Source organism: Brevibacterium limosum (assembly GCF_011617705.1).
Classification (GTDB): Bacteria; Actinomycetota; Actinomycetes; order Actinomycetales; family Brevibacteriaceae; genus Brevibacterium; species Brevibacterium limosum.
This window is the reverse complement of sequence record NZ_CP050154.1, coordinates 1,721,644-1,736,451: the sequence shown is the minus strand read 5'-3', so window position 1 is coordinate 1,736,451 and position 14,808 is coordinate 1,721,644. Positions and strand designations below refer to the sequence as shown.

The following is a 14,808-nucleotide window of genomic DNA, read 5'->3' as shown; positions in this document are numbered from 1 at the left end:
CGCCTCGGGGAGGGAATGGGAGCGGGGAGGAGACGGCAGTGACGAAGCTGAAAGAAGCTCGTGTGGCTGGGGTGCCGGCTTTAAGGGACAATGGTGGGTATGTCGACCAGCCAAGAAGGTACACAGACCAATTCCGTGATCGGCGCCGAACACATCGAGTGGGTGCAGAATCTGACGTCGCGGGCACGCACGGCGATGAACTCGGTCCTCGAGGGCAAGGATGACGCTGTCGGGCTCTCGCTCATCGCGCTGCTCGCCGGCGGGCACGTCCTCCTCGAAGATGTCCCGGGCGTCGGCAAGACACTGCTGGCCCGTGCCATGGGCAAGGTCGTCGACGGTTCCGTGCGCCGCATCCAGTTCACTCCGGACCTGCTGCCCACCGACGTCGTGGGTGTGAACCTGTTCAACCAGGAGACTCGTCACTTCGAGTTCCGGCAGGGCCCGGTGTTCGCCAACATCGTCATCGCCGATGAGATCAACCGTGCGTCCCCGAAGACGCAGTCGGCGATGCTCGAGTGCATGGCCGAGGGACAGGCGACGATCGACGGGCAGACCTATCCGATGCCCACGCCGTTCATCGTCGTCGCCACTCAGAACCCGATCGACATGGAGGGCACCTACGCTCTGCCCGAGGCGCAGCGTGACCGGTTCCTCACGCGCATCTCTCTGGGATACCCGGCGACCGCCGATGAGGTCGATCTGCTGGACAACCAGATCCAGAACGATCCGCTCGAGACCGCGGCCGCGGTGACGAATCTCGAACAGATCACTCAGGCGCGCACGATCGTCCGCCATGTCTCCGCGAGTCGGCAGCTGCGCGAATACATCGTGGCGATCCTCCATGCCACCCGCAATGATCAGGCGATACTGCTCGGCAGCTCCCCGCGCGGCGGAGTCCACCTGCTGCGTGCGGCGAAGGCTCGTGCGGCCCTCTCGGGTCGCACCTTCGTCACCCCCGATGATGTGCAGGCCCTGGCCCCGTTCGTCCTCGCCCACCGCATCATCCCCCGCGACGGAGATGACGCAGACCTGGCTGCCGACCTCATCGGTCGAGTGATCGGCCGCGTGCCCGTCTCGACGAACCAGTGACCGCATGCGACTGAGCACTTCGGGAATCATCTTCGTCCTCGCCGGGGCGGCCCTGATCATCACGGCCTACCGCTTCGCGCTGCCCGGACTGCTGCCGGCAGGTCTGCTGCTGCTCGGTCTGGTTCTGCTCTCTGCGCTGCTCATCCTGTGGGGAACCCGGCGGGTGTCGATTGCGATGAGCACCTCGCTGCACGAGGTGGCGCTGTCCCCTTCGGGCGACCGCCACCCTCTGGCCGCCGAGGGCAAGGAGGTCGAGATGGAGGCGCGCGTGACCAATATCGGTCAGCTCGCGATTCCGGCGGCGACGATCGACTTCGTCCCGGCCGAGGGTTTCGGCGACTCCACCTCCGGTGACGTTCCGCCTCTGGCCCATGGCGCTTCGCAGTCGGTTCTCACGTCCTTCACCCCCAACCGGCGCGGCGTCTCCGGCATCGAAGCGGTGCTCATCACCGTGTTCGGCCCCTTCGGCCTGGTGAAGATGAAGAAGAAGGTCCACGGGGCCTTCCCCGTTGCCGTATCCGTGCCGATTCTGCCCGCGCGCATTCCGCAGGATTCGTCGATCCGGCCCGCCCGCCTCGATGACGGCAAGGTCCGGACCGGGCACACCACCCGGGATTTCCACACGCGTGAGTACGTGCCCGGTGATGATCTGCGGCATGTGCATTGGCCCTCGACGGCGAAGTCCGGCGAGCTCATGGTCCGACACGAAGCCGACGAGGAGACTCTCCATGCGCTCATCGTCATCGACCTCATCGCCGATGAGGGCGTCGAGGAGCCGAGCGATCTCGAGATCGAGTTCCTGCTGGCGGCGGCGACCGCTGCCGGAACGGCGTTCCTCAGGGCCGACTACGAGGTCAATGTCGTCGCTCCCGGACACCAGATCAGATTCAATGGAGCACGCGACATCGACAAGCTGCGTCTTCTCTCGGCCCTGGTGCGATCGGGCAGAGTCGAACTGCCCTCGCACGACAACCCGAATCACATCGTCATCTGCTCCGTCGGGGATCAGCGCGGGCAGGAACTCGCCTCGCACTTCTCCCGCCGTGTGCCGGTGACTCTGCGCACGCTCAGCGAGATCGACGATCTGACGATGCTCGGCCTCAGCGAGGATCTGCCGGAGTCGTGGACGACCTTCGAGTCGAGGCGATCCGGCAGCGGCACCGGTCGGACTGCGACCGGGTCGGGAACTGCCGGGGCCGGTGGTCCCTCCTCGGCGCCGGGTGGCACGAGTTCGACACCGGGCGACGCGACCTCGACTCCGCAGGGGGTGCGCCGATGAGCCTCGATACTCCTCCCACCCGTCCGCGCGGGGTTGCTTCCGAACCTCCTGTGCAGGGCCGGTCGGCCCGCGTGTCGACAGGTGATGAGCGTCCGGGCACCGGCTGGCTCGAAGCGATCGTCGTCTTCGTCGCCATGACTCTGACCGCTGTCGCCGTATCCGCGGTGTTCAAGGACTTCGCCTGGCTGCCGCCCGTGCTGGTCGCCGTCGCCGTCGTCGTCATCATCGGTGCCGTGTTCCGGACCGTCCCCGTGCTGCGCTCGAGCGGCACAGCGGTCATCGCTCAGTGCGTGGCCGGTCTCATCGCGGTCTTCGTCGTCTGCGCCGGGAATTCGCTGCTGCTCGGGTTCATACCGACGGGCGAGTCCTTCGGAACGATCGTCGACCTGCTCTCCGAGGGAGTCAGCGACCTCTACGCGACTGCTCCCCCGGCCGCGAGCACTCCGGGCTTCATCGCGATGCTCACGATCGCCTTCACCCTCATCACGATCCTCATCGACGGCCTCGTCTCGGACCTGCGGGCGCCGAAGGTCGGAGGTGTGCTGCTGCTCGTGCTGTGGATGATCCCCGTCTACTTCGCCTCTCAGGAAGTCCAGTGGTGGCATGTGGTCGCGATCCTCGCGGCCTTCCTGCTGCTCATGCTCAGCCCTTATCTGCCGGCGACCCGCTGGCGCGGCGGGATGACGGCGATCCTGGCCGGAGCTCTGGCTCTGGCGATCGGCATCGGTCTGCCCGTTCTGCTGCCGCCGGTGCCGAGCCTGCCCGATCGGGCCTCGAAGGGCCAAGGCGATCTGACGGTGACGAACCCGTTCCTCAACCTGCGCCAGAACCTCGGCGATCGTGACGATTCGACGCTGTTCAGTTTCCAGACGACGGATGAGGACGCGGATCCGATCAGGTTGACGTCCATCGATGATTTCGACGGAGAGGCCTGGGCACCGAGCCCGTTCAGCCTCGATCTTTTCGCGATCGCCGCCGACGGCATGCCATGGCCTGAGGGGATGCCGCGGGATGAGAACTTCAGGGAAGAGACGATCAGCGTCACTGTCGGTGACAGATACGACCAGCAGTATCTGCCGTCGCCGTATGCACCGCAGCAGCCGAAGGATCTGGATCGGCGGTGGATCTTCGACGACAAGACTCTGACGATCGTCGGCAACGGTGAGAAGACCGGTGGCCTGCAGTATTCGATGGACTACCTGTCCCCGAACCCCGATGTCGAAGATCTGCAGTCTGCGACTCCGGTGTCCGAGAGCGACTTCGAGACCGAACTCGCCGTCCCCGATTCTCTGCCGACCAGTGTGCAGGAGACCGCGGAGCGGGTCACCGCCGATGCACAGAACCAGTGGGAGGCCGCAGTCATGTTGCAGGCGTACTTCCGCGGCGGTGATTTCGAGTATTCGCTCGATGCTCCCGAACGTGCCGGCGGCGATGCGATCTCGGACTTCCTGGCCGATAAGCAGGGCTACTGCGTCCAGTTCTCCTCGGCCATGACGATCATGGCCCGGACGATGGGTATTCCGGCCCGTATCGGCGTCGGATTCGCCGGCGGAGATGAAGCCGGGAACAGCTATGACGTGAGCATGCAGGATTCGCATGCATGGCCCGAACTGTACTTCGAAGGCGCCGGTTGGGTCCGTTTCGAACCCACCCCCGGCGGTCCCGCCGGCGATCCGCCGAAGTGGACTCTGGCCGATGGCGCCGGCCAGCAGGAGGACAGCGACGAGTCGGAATCGGCGAGCCCGAGCGAGGAACCGACCGAATCCGCGTCGCCGACCGGCGGCTCCGACGAGCCCACCGAGGAGGAGACGAGCACTCAGGCCGCTGAGCCGGCCGGCTCGGATCTCAGCACGGTCTTCGGCATCGCAGCGGTCGTGCTCGTCCTGCTGCTGCTCGCCGCGCTGCCGGCGATCTGGCGTTCGATCCTGCGGTCGCGCCGGACGAAGGATCCGCATGATCTCGAAGCGGTGTGGACCGAAGTGCGGGCTCTGGCCACCGACTTCGGGCAGAGCCTGGATTCGAGTCGGACGCTGCGCTTCAACGAACTCGTGCTGGCCGGCGCCGTGCCTGCGGCCGGAGCCAGTGCTGCCGGTGGCGCTGCGGCAGGGTCCGCGGACGTCTCGAGCTCCGCTGGTACGGCTGCCGGCTCCACGGGTCCCGAGACCGATCCGGAGACCGGTGAACCCGTGCGCAGGTCCGCCGCCGAGCTGGCTGCCGGTTCCGGTGCCGCCGCAGACGGCGACGGGGCTGCCGGATCCTCGGCGTTCGATCGTTCGGATGAGCGGCTGAAGCGTCTGAGCAGTCCGGCCCCGACCGGACCGGAGGCAGCAGGTCGCGATGACTCCGCCCTGTCGGCTTTCGTCGATGCTCTCGAAGCCCAGCGCTACGGTGCCGCGGCCGAGTCTCTCGACGACTCCGAAGTGCGCGCGCTCATCGACGAGGTGAGTACGGAGCTGTCGGAGCGGGCCACGCCGGGCAGCCGGATCTCCGCGAGGATCTGGCCGGCCAGCTTGTTCAATCGTCCGAACTGATGGCCTGTCCGGCGTTCTCTCGGTCAAGCATCCGCAGGGCCATCAGACCGCGCACGGCGGCGATGGGTCTGACCCACGGATGTTCGCCGAATCGGTAGTCTCCCCCGCGCACGAGGCGACGTGCCAGATCCGGTCGCATCTGCCACAGGTGGTCACGGGCCTTCTCCGCATGGTGGGAGTTCGAGACGACGCTGATCGTCGAGGCAGGTGTGAGTTCCTCGTCGATGAGCGGAATCGCGTTGGCGATGTTCTCCCACGTCGATGAGCTCTGCGTCTCCAGCAGAGATCGGCCGGTGAAGCCGAGCGTCCGACGGGCGAAGCGTTCGAGGATGAGCGCCTCCGGTGTCCGCCTGATGACGGCTCCCCCGCAGAAGATGAGGACGGTCGAACGTGCCGCCGGATCGATCGTCCGCAGGCCGGCACGGGCCCGGAAGCGGTTGATTCCGTTCGGCCGCTCCCCGTGGTTGGCGTACCCGAGCACAACGATGATCTGATTGCTGCCTGCCGTCATCCGGGGCTCTGTGCTCAACCCGGTCAGGCCCTGAGGCTGTGCTCGACAGCTCACCACTCCACGGCCGTCGCCGAGGCGTCGGCGGCTCGATCGCCAGTGCGCCGCCTCGGCGAAGGCGAAGACTCCCGCGAGGACCGCACCGGCGATCCCGAGCGCGCGGACGGGCATTGAAAAAGGCACTCTCATATCGAGAGTGCCCTGATCGTGGAGAGTGCGGATCATTCGCCGCGCTGGCGCTTCTCCCACCGGTCTTCCATCCGGCTCATGAACCCGGCCCCGCCCTTGGAGCCGGACTTCGCTCCGGAGTTCCGAGAGTCGGTCTGAGTGGTGTGCGCACGGCCGGGACGGCTGAACGCCCAGTACATTCCGGCGACCATGAGGCCGAATCCGACGACGCCGAGGGCGATCCACCAAGTCGAACTGGAGATGAGCGAGATCGCGAGGATCGTCGCGGCCAGTCCGGCCAGAGCGATGAGGATGCCGAGGACGAAGCGCTTGGCGGAGAACCCGGGACCCGTGGCCGCGGCCTGGGTTTCCGAGATATTCCGGGCAAAACGAGGGTCTTCACTGCGCAGCTGCTTCTCCAGTTGATCCAACAGCTGCTGTTCGTGATCGGAGAGTGGCATCTCGAACCCCCGTTTCGCTACTCAAGTCTTTCCCACAATCATAGTCTCTGAGGCTTGAAAAAACATCTCCGGGGGCCTTCAGGGGCCGGATTCCCACGGGGTCTTCAGACTGTGCTCCCGCTCACCCGCTCTCAGGCGTCGGGTCGCCTGCGCAGAAGCGAGGCCTGAGAGATCGCTTCGCTGCCGAATCGACGTCTCACCTCGTCGAGGGCGACCTCGGCTTCGCGTCCGGAATGCTCCGGTTCGTCCAAGGTGGCCTGCCGCCCGGTGACGGCGAAATCGCTGAGACCCGCGGCCCTGACGCCGAGCAGCCTGACTCCCTGGGCGCGCTGCTCGCGCAGCTTGCGCAGGGCCGGCCGCAGCGCCTCATACATCTCCCGGGCCAGGTCCGTCGGAGCCGACAGGGTCACCGACCTCGACAGGGTGGTGAAATCGCCGAGGCGGTACTTCAGTCCGAGGCTCGTGGCCACTTTTCCTTCGGCACGGACCCTGTACGCGACCTTGTCGGCCAGACGCAGCAGTTCGTGTTCGAGCACATCGAGGTCCCAGATGTCCTCGCCGAAGGTGTTCTCCGCGCTGATCGAATGCTCCTTGGCCTGCTGGTCGAATCCGGAGGAGTCCTGGCCGTGAGCGGCTCGCCACAGCTGATGGCCCTGGGCACCGAAGACACGTGCGGCCCAATCCTCGTCGACTGCGGCAAGATCGCCGATGAGCCGGATGCCGTAGCGGAAGAACCCCTCCTGCGTCTTCTCCCCCACTCCGGGCAGCGCTTCGATCGGCATCGGGTCGAGGAATTCCTGAGTCGCGGCCACCGGCACGAGGAGCTGACCGTTCGGCTTCGCCCGGGTGGAAGCGAGTTTGGCCACGACTCGACTGACGGCGATGCCGACCGAGGCGCTCAGCCCCGTGCGCTCGTGGATCTGTGCTCGCAGCCGGGTGGTGATCTCCACCGGCGATCCGAGACGACGCACGGCACCGGAGACGTCGACATAGGCTTCGTCGACGCTGACCTGCCGCACGTCGGGGGTCACCTCGGAGACGAGGTCGAAGACCTGGCGGGAGTAAGAGGAGTACAGGCCATGGGACGGTGGGATCACCTCGGCGATGGGGCACAGATTCATGGCCCTCGACATCGGCATCGCCGCATGCACCCCGAATTCGCGCGCTTCGTAGCTGGCCGAGACGACGACTCCGCGTCCGCTGCGGCCGCCGACGATGACGGGGCGTCCGACGAGGTGGGGTCGGCTGAGCAGCTCGACGGAGACGAAGAACGAGTCCATGTCGAGGTGGAGGATGGTGGCACCGGCGTCGTCAGTGCCCAGTCGGCTCAGATCGCCTCCGGATCGTGCCAGCTGCTTCCGACTCATCGCCTGCCCCTCGCGCTTGTTCCTTTCGGCTCCGCCGAACAGTCCAGGTACTCTTGAAGCATGGTATCGCGCACCGCTGTCATGACACTGCCCATCGTTGCCGCTCTCGCGCTTGCCGGGTGCTCGGGAAACGGTGGAGACACGGCCGAATCGACCCCTTCGGCCGCTCAGGAGACCTCGACCGCTGCGGCTCCGGCGGAGTCCGAGACCGCGTCGGCCGAGGCATCGACCGAGGCCACCGGCTCAGATCCCGACACGTCGAACGATGTGAAGGATCTGCCCGAGTACATCAGGCCCTACCCGGATTCCGAGGTGCTCTCGGCATCGATCGTCAAGGCTCACAACGACAAGGACAAGAAGCTGCCCGAGCAGGTCAGCCTCGTCGTCCGTGCCGAAGCCGATGCCGAGGACATCTTCGCGTTCTACGAGAAGGAGCTCGGCAAGGCCGACTTCGAGTCCCTCGGTGATGAGATGAAGACGAAGAGCGCCCGCGTGGTCAACTTCAAGCACAAGGACGATGACAGCGTCCTCGTCGTCACGGTCGCCGAGGACTCGGAGGACAAGGCGAATTCGATCGTCACCGTCGGCGGAAACATCGGTTCATGACCTCACACAATTCAGTGACGCCCGACGAGCACCGCGCGTCCTCCGCACCCACATCGTCAGCCGCACCCGCCCCGTCCGAGGCGACCGCCCCGTCCGAGGCGACCGCCCCACCCGAGGCGACCGCTGCCCTCCCCGCCCTCATCGAGTCTCTCGATTCCCCGGAGTCCATCGCCGCCGAGGTGTCCGCCCAGCTGGAGGCGTTCCTCGCCGAGAAGGCCGCCGAGTTCGAGGCGATCTCACCCGATGCGACTGCGATCGGCGAAGCACTCATCGAGTTCACCCGCGGCGGCAAGAGGATCCGCCCCGTCCTGCTGTGGTGGGGCTTCCAGCTCGCCGGCGGTGACGTCCGCCCGACGACCGGCACCGCCGCCGACGTCACTGCGGGTCTGGCGCAGGCGGCCGGGTCGCTCGAACTGCTGCACGCCGCCGCGCTCATCCACGATGATGTCATCGACAATTCGGACACCCGCCGCGGTCGGCCGGCGCTGCACCGCCAATTCGAAGCCCGGCATCAGCGCTCCGGGTTCCACGGCGACGGTGCCTCCTTCGGCGTCTCCGCCTCCATCGTCATCGGCGATATCTGCCTGGCGCTGAGCGAAGAGCTCTTCGAACGTTCGCAGGAGGCCTTGGGCGGCAGCCGCCCGGCCCGCGAACTGCGCGGAACCGTGCGCCGCGATGTCATGGTCGGCCAGTACCTCGATGTGCTCGCCGAGGTCATCCCCCTCGACGACGACCGGATCGCCGATCGCGCGTGGGAGGTCCTCAGCTTCAAGTCAGCGAAGTATTCGGTCGAACAGCCGCTCCTCCTCGGCGCGGCGCTGACCGGGGCGGACGAAGATCTGCTCGCGGAGATCTCCGGCTTCGGCCTCCCCCTGGGGCAGGCGTTCCAACTGCGCGACGATGTCCTCGGCATCGCCGGCGACCCGCAGGCCACGGGCAAACCCGCCGGCGACGATATCCGCGAAGGCAAACGGACCGTGCTCATCGCCGAGACCGCGGCCCGGATCTCGGCCGACCAGCTCGAGGTCCTCGCCTCACGTCTGGGCGTTCCGGATCTCACCGACGCCGAGGTGGCCGAATGCGTTGACATGATCACCGACTCGGGAGGCCTCGCCGCCGTCGAATCCTTCATCGCCGACAAACACGCCCACGCAGCGACGGTCGTCGACACGTGGGCGCGAAGCGGCTCAGGTGCCGTGTCAGCGGCAGTGTCGGACGCCTCGGCGCGGGTGCGCATCGGATCGGCGGCGCAGGACAGACTCAAGGGATTCGCGACAGCGCTGAGCTACCGCTCCAGCTGAGCCCATTCGCTGTGAGCGCCCTCCGAGAAGGAGCATCGCGTGGATCAGAACGCGAGGGCCTGAGCGCGGCGGCGCACTTCCTTCTTGTTGCCGGCGCGAAGCAGGTCGATGGGACGACCGGGCAGGGACTCGTCGTGGGTGAAGAGCCACACGATGGCTTCTTCGTAGTCGAATCCGGCGTCGTAGAGGGTGTGCAGGGTGCCCTTGAGCGGTTTGACGACCTCACCGTTGACGAAGAAAGCCAAGGGCACCCGAAGAACCTTCGGCGTGCCGATCTTGATGCCGCAGATGGCACCGTCTTCGAGCAGCCTCCGCACTTGGGAGATGCCGAGCCCGGTGAGTTCTGCGATGTCGGGCAGCGGGGCCCAGTCCTGGACGAGTTCTTCGGTATTCACGTCCTCAAGCGTAGCAATATTCGGCAGAAACACCTCGCCATGCGGCGCCGAATGCTCGGGTCGGGCCCGCCTACTCGTTAGGCTTGAGACCGTAGCTTCCCCACTCGACATGAAGTCAACAGGTGACAGATGACACGACCGCGACGGCACAAGCCCGTCACCGCCGCTCCTGACATCCGCGCCGCATCGAAGGTGAATTCGACCGGTCCGATCCCAGGAGCCGAACGGGTCGACCCCGAAAACGAATCCGCCACCGAGGTGGCCCCCATCACCGAATCCCCCGACGAGAACGCATCCTCCGACGCACAGGCCGCCTCGGCGACATCGCCGGACTCGGACTCGTCCCCGGCGACCGGCGATCGGCCCGCATCCTCCGAGGATCGGCTCCCGTCCTCCGGCGATCAGTCCACGTCGTCCGACGATCAGTCCACGCCGTCCGACGAACCGGCCGACGACGTCTCCGGCCGCACGTCCGATGACGAGAACCTCGCGGCTGCTGGTACCGGGCCGCAGTGGATCTCGGGCACCGCGGGCGCGACCGTTCCCGTCACCCACGGCGGGCGCACGTACAAGGCCAAGCAGGGCGACACCCTCTACGGTGTGGCCAGCAAACACGGCGTCTCCGTGCCCGCACTGGCCGAGCTCAACCGCATCTCGCCGCGTCAGAACCTCCACCAGGGTCAGGTCCTGTCCCTGCCGGAGAAGAACGACCTGCCCGATGATGATCCCTCGCACGTCGTCGCCCCCGGTGAGACCCTGCAGACAATCGCCGCTCGGCACGGAATCACACCGGCGACCCTGCGGCAGGCCAACGCCATGGGTGATGACTCATTCATCACGGTCGGTGAGCTGCTTCTGCTGCGCCCGTCGAAGGCCCGCCCGCGTCGCACCGCACCTGAAGCGCCGAGTGATATCCCCCGCGTCGCCGCCAGCGCGCAGGTCGAAGGCATCCGTCCCTCTGTGCTCCACGCGGCACGGCTGAACAAATACACTCTGCTGCACCGTCGTCATCCGGCCCCGGCACAGGCGAAGCTGCTCGTCGCCTCTCTGTCGGTCGAACTCGGCGCCGATCCTGCCCTCATGCAGGCTGTCGCCGCGCAGGAGTCCGGTTTCCAGCACACGACAGTCTCGGCCGGCAACGCGATCGGCATCATGCAGATCACTCCCCGCTCCGGTCGCTGGGCGTCCGATATCGTCGGCCGCGGACTCGACCTGCTCGACATCGAGGACAATATCGTCGCCGGCACCGTCATCCTCGGTTGGCTCATAGAGACAGCCGAATCCGAGAACGAAGCCGTCGCCGGCTACTACCAGGACCTGCGCTCGGTTCGCGCCGACGGACTGCTGCCGGAGACGAAGGCCTTCGTCCGGGCCGTCCAGCTGCAGCGTGCGCGTCTGCAGGAGGCGCTGTGACCGCCCGCCGAGATCCCCTCATCGGCACGGTGCTCAATGACCGATACCGCATCGATGCCAAGATCGCCCGCGGCGGCATGGCCATGGTCTACCGCGGCACCGACCTGCGACTCGACCGTGAGATCGCGATCAAGGTCATGCACGAGCACCTCATCTCCGATGACACGTTCGTCGAACGCTTCCGCCGGGAGGCCATCAACGCCGGTCGGCTCACCCATCCGAACCTCGTGGCCATCCATGATCAGGCTCGTGACGGCGATATCGTCTACCTCGTCATGGAGTACCTGCCCTCGGTGACGCTGCGCCGTGAGCTCAAGCACCGCGGCACTTTCACCCCACGCCAGGCGATCGTCGTCCTCGACGCGATCCTCGCCGCGCTGGAAGCCGTGCACTCGACGGGCATCATCCACCGTGATCTCAAGCCCGACAATGTGCTGTTGGGCACGGATGGCCAGGTCAAGCTCGCCGACTTCGGTCTGGCCCGTGCCGTGACCACGGCGACGACGACGAAGACCCTGATCGGCACCGTCGGCTATGTCGCTCCCGAGCTCGTCACCAGGGCCGGAGCCGATTCCCGCACCGACCTGTACACGGTCGGCATCATGTTCTACGAGATGCTCACCGGCGCTCAGCCGTACACCGACGATGTGCCGATCCAGGTCGCGTACCGTCACGTCCACGACACCGTTCCGCCTCCGTCGGACGTCGTTGACCGGCTGAGTCCGCGCCTGGACGCGCTCGTTCTGTGGGCGACGTCGAAGGATCCCGAGGATCGTCCCGCCGATGCCGCCGAGTTCCGTCTGGCGCTGGCCGAAGCGCGTGCGGAGATGAGCGAAGCCGAGCTCGACCTCGGCGATCCGCAGATCGCTGCCGGTGAGCACTCCCCCGCACTCACCGCGAGCATCGACCTCGGCGAGGAAGTCCCGAAGGAGAAGAAGTCCCGGACGGACGAGATCCCGTACCTCGAGGGTGAGGACGACGAGACCGGCGCCGAGGCGGCCGATGACGACAGTGCTGACGCGCCGTCGGGTGCGGCGGGAGGAGCCGGGGTCGCCGCCGCTGCCGGAATCGGCGGCGTCACCACCGCCGTGACCTCGGGAGACGAGTCGGAGGACGACAGCGACTCCGATGCCGAACCAACCGCCTACGGTTCCTCAGGGTCCCCTGCCGAAACGTCGGACGACGACAGCACCGGCGATCACCGCGGCGACGAGGTCGGCGCGGCAGTCGGCGTCGCCGCCGGAGCCGGCGCAGCGGGCGCTGCCGCAAGCAGCGGTTCAGGTTCCGGTTCCGGTGGCGACTCGGCGGATGGGCCCGGCGACGCGAACGAATCGGATGACGATGACAAAGCCGCGGTCGCGGCCGTTGCCGCCCCCACCTCGGCGAAAACACATCCTCGACGTCGCCGCGTGCTCGTCTCACTCGTCGCCGTCGTCGCCGTATTGGCACTCGTGGCCTGGCTCGTGATCGCGAACCTGCCTGAACCCACCTCGATCGTGCCCGGCCAGCTGGCCGGCAAGAAGGTCGACGAGGTCACCTCGCAGCTCGAGGACAATGACCTCAGGGCCGAGCCCAAGGAGGTCTTCGACGACTCCGTTCCGGCGGGCGAGGTCATCGGCACCGAACCGGTCAGCGGTTCCGAACTCGCCCCGGATTCGACCGTCACGGTCGTCGTGTCCAAGGGCGAGGAGAAGTTCGCTGTTCCCAAGCTCGAAGGACTCAGCCGCTCCGACGCCGAGACGGCGCTGAAGAAGGCGAACCTCGCCGTCGGCAAGGTCGAGGGGAAGTACAGCGACTCGGTCGGCAACGACCAGATCATCTCGGCCTCGCAGAAGCCCGGGACGAAGCTGTCGAAGGGCGAGGAGATCGATCTCGTCGTCTCCAAGGGTGTCGCACCGATCCCGGTTCCCAACGTTGAGGGCCTGACCTTCGACGCCGCCTATGCGACCCTGGCCAAGCGCGGGTTCCGCGTCGGCAAGGACGAAGTGTTCTCCGACGACGTGCCCAAGGGCAAGGTCGTCTCGCAGTTCCCGAAGAGCACCGAGGCGAAGCCTGCGAACACACTCATCATCGTCCGGGTGTCCAAGGGCAAGGAGAAGAAGGAAGACTCCGATTCGAAGGACGATAAGAAGGACGAGAAGTCCAAGGACGGCGATTCCGAGGACAAGAAGTCGGACGACGACAAGAAGGACAGCGACAAGGACAAGTGAGGCCGTTCGGCCACTGAGAATGCCGGGGGCTCCGCAGAATCTCTGCGGAGCCCCCGGCATTCTCAGTGGTGTCTGTCACTGCCTGCGGGTGAGGTACTCGGCGACCTGGAACGCCATCTCCAGCGACTGGTCGTGGTTGAGGCGCGGGTCGACGAGGGTCTCGTAGCGCCGACGCAGACCTTCGTCGTCGATCTCCGTGGCTCCGCCCATGATCTCCGTGACGTCGTCGCCGGTGAGCTCGATGTGCAGTCCGCCGGGGATGGTGCCGGCATCGCGGTGAGCGTTGAAGAAGCCTTCGACTTCGGCCATGACGTCTTCGAAGCGACGGGTCTTGTACCCGGTGTTCGACGTGATCGTATTGCCGTGCATCGGGTCGCAGACCCACGTCACGTGCGGCAGCCGGTCGCCGATTCCCGACAGCAGTGCCGGCAGTGCCTCACCGATCTGGCCGGCACCCATGCGGGTGACGAAGGTCAGACGGCCGGGCTCGGCATCCGGATCGAGCTTCTCGGCCAGGGCCAGAGCATCGTCAGCGGTGGCCGTGGGTCCCAGCTTGACGCCGATGGGGTTGCGCACCTTCGACAGGAAGTCCACGTGGGCGCCGTCGATCTCGCGAGTGCGCTCACCGATCCACAGGAAGTGGCCCGACACGTCGTAGGCTTCGCCGGTGCGCGAGTCGATGCGGGTCAGTGCCCGTTCGTACTCGAGCAGCAGCGCCTCGTGGGCGGCGTAGAACTCAGTGGTCTTGAGAGCATCGAAATCGGCTCCGCAGGCATCCATGAAGCGGATGGCGCGGTCGATCTCGGCAGCGGTCTGTTCGTAGCGCTGGTAACCGGGGTTCGACGCGAGGAAACCGCGGTTCCAGTCGTGGACGAAGCGCAGATCGGCGAAGCCGCCCTGGGTGAATGCACGGATGAGGTTCAGCGTGGAGGCGGAGATGTGGTACGCCTTGAGCAGACGCTCGGGATCGTGACGGCGGGAGTCCTCGGTGAACTCGTAGCCGTTGACGATATCGCCGCGGAACGAGGGCAGGGTGACGCCGTCGCGGGTCTCCATATCGGTAGAACGCGGCTTGGCGAACTGACCGGCCATGCGACCGATCTTCACCACGGGCATCGAACCGCCGTAGGTGAGCACGGCCGCCATCTGCAGAACCGTCTGCACCCGGGCCCGGATCTTATCCGCCTGGGCTCCGTCGAAGGATTCGGCGCAGTCGCCGCCGGCGAGAACGAAGGCCTCTCCGCGCGAAGCGGCAGCGATGCGCTGCTTGAGCACATCGGCTTCACCGGCGAAGACCAACGGCGGAGAGCTGCGCAGATCGGTGAGCACCTCTTCGAGCGCGGTGCTGTCGAGATAAGTCGGCTGCTGCTTCGGGTTCATCTCTCGCCAGTCATCGAGACCGCGCAGACTGTCATTGCCGGCAGCGGCGATTTCTCTGTTGGACAGGACCGGATCGGTGTGGAGACTCAATGTTTCACTT

Annotated in this window: 12 protein-coding genes; 7 read left to right on the top strand and 5 right to left on the bottom strand. The window is 66.4% G+C overall.

All coding sequences use genetic code 11. The features are described from left to right. Positions 1-99 precede the first annotated feature (99 nt). The 3 genes from GUY37_RS07735 to GUY37_RS07725 are packed head-to-tail and all read left to right on the top strand — an operon-like array spanning position 100 to position 4,899. On the top strand, positions 100-1,089 hold the full coding sequence (locus GUY37_RS07735; RefSeq protein ID WP_152348840.1) for an AAA family ATPase: 990 nt from the start codon (positions 100-102) through the stop codon (positions 1,087-1,089). 4 nt (positions 1,090-1,093) lie between these two features. Next, on the top strand, positions 1,094-2,368 hold the full coding sequence (locus tag GUY37_RS07730; RefSeq protein WP_166824135.1) for a DUF58 domain-containing protein: 1,275 nt from the start codon (positions 1,094-1,096) through the stop codon (positions 2,366-2,368). Continuing rightward, a complete protein-coding gene (locus GUY37_RS07725) occupies positions 2,365-4,899 on the top strand; it encodes a transglutaminase family protein (RefSeq protein ID WP_166824132.1) in 2,535 nt (844 codons plus the stop codon). The genes GUY37_RS07730 and GUY37_RS07725 overlap by 4 nt, the downstream gene beginning before the upstream one ends. Here the strand turns inward: GUY37_RS07725 and GUY37_RS07720 are convergent. The 3 genes from GUY37_RS07720 to dinB all read right to left on the bottom strand — a co-directional run bounded on the left by GUY37_RS07720 (position 4,883) and on the right by dinB (position 7,403). Next, positions 4,883-5,578, bottom strand: a complete 696-nt coding sequence (locus tag GUY37_RS07720) for a YdcF family protein (protein WP_166824129.1) — start codon at positions 5,576-5,578, stop codon at positions 4,883-4,885. The genes GUY37_RS07725 and GUY37_RS07720 overlap by 17 nt on opposite strands. A gap of 50 nt (positions 5,579-5,628) precedes the next feature. Continuing rightward, positions 5,629-6,036, bottom strand: coding sequence for a DUF3040 domain-containing protein (locus tag GUY37_RS07715; RefSeq protein ID WP_166824126.1), 408 nt, complete (start codon positions 6,034-6,036; stop codon positions 5,629-5,631). A gap of 131 nt (positions 6,037-6,167) precedes the next feature. Beyond that, complete coding sequence (dinB, locus tag GUY37_RS07710; protein WP_166824123.1) at positions 6,168-7,403, bottom strand: DNA polymerase IV; 1,236 nt, start codon at positions 7,401-7,403, stop codon at positions 6,168-6,170. A 60-nt stretch (positions 7,404-7,463) separates the two neighbouring features. Here dinB and GUY37_RS07705 point away from each other — a divergent pair, with 60 nt between their 5' ends. Further along, positions 7,464-8,009 carry a hypothetical protein gene (locus GUY37_RS07705; RefSeq protein ID WP_228278427.1) on the top strand — a complete coding sequence of 182 codons (546 nt, stop codon included), beginning with the start codon at positions 7,464-7,466 and terminating at the stop codon, positions 8,007-8,009. Then, positions 8,006-9,310 (top strand): polyprenyl synthetase family protein, encoded by a 1,305-nt coding sequence (locus tag GUY37_RS07700; RefSeq protein ID WP_166824104.1) that lies wholly within the window; start codon positions 8,006-8,008, stop codon positions 9,308-9,310. Before GUY37_RS07705 ends, GUY37_RS07700 begins: the two co-directional genes overlap by 4 nt. Before the next feature lie 44 nt (positions 9,311-9,354). Here GUY37_RS07700 and GUY37_RS07695 read toward each other — a convergent pair whose 3' ends face one another. Continuing rightward, on the bottom strand, positions 9,355-9,705 hold the full coding sequence (locus GUY37_RS07695) for an Rv2175c family DNA-binding protein (RefSeq protein WP_152348847.1): 351 nt from the start codon (positions 9,703-9,705) through the stop codon (positions 9,355-9,357). A 129-nt stretch (positions 9,706-9,834) separates the two neighbouring features. On the opposite strand from GUY37_RS07695, the gene GUY37_RS07690 reads away from it, so the two are divergent. Both GUY37_RS07690 and GUY37_RS07685 read left to right on the top strand, forming a co-directional pair. After that, the gene (locus tag GUY37_RS07690) at positions 9,835-11,118 is read left to right on the top strand and encodes a lytic transglycosylase (protein WP_166824101.1); all 1,284 of its coding nucleotides are present in this window, start codon (positions 9,835-9,837) and stop codon (positions 11,116-11,118) included. Then, entirely contained in the window at positions 11,115-13,328 is a 2,214-nt protein-coding gene (locus GUY37_RS07685) for a protein kinase domain-containing protein (RefSeq protein ID WP_166824098.1), read from the top strand. Before GUY37_RS07690 ends, GUY37_RS07685 begins: the two co-directional genes overlap by 4 nt. A gap of 75 nt (positions 13,329-13,403) precedes the next feature. Here the strand turns inward: GUY37_RS07685 and GUY37_RS07680 are convergent, their stop codons facing one another. After that, the gene (locus GUY37_RS07680; protein ID WP_166824095.1) at positions 13,404-14,798 is read right to left on the bottom strand and encodes a class II 3-deoxy-7-phosphoheptulonate synthase; all 1,395 of its coding nucleotides are present in this window, start codon (positions 14,796-14,798) and stop codon (positions 13,404-13,406) included. Positions 14,799-14,808 lie beyond the last annotated feature (10 nt).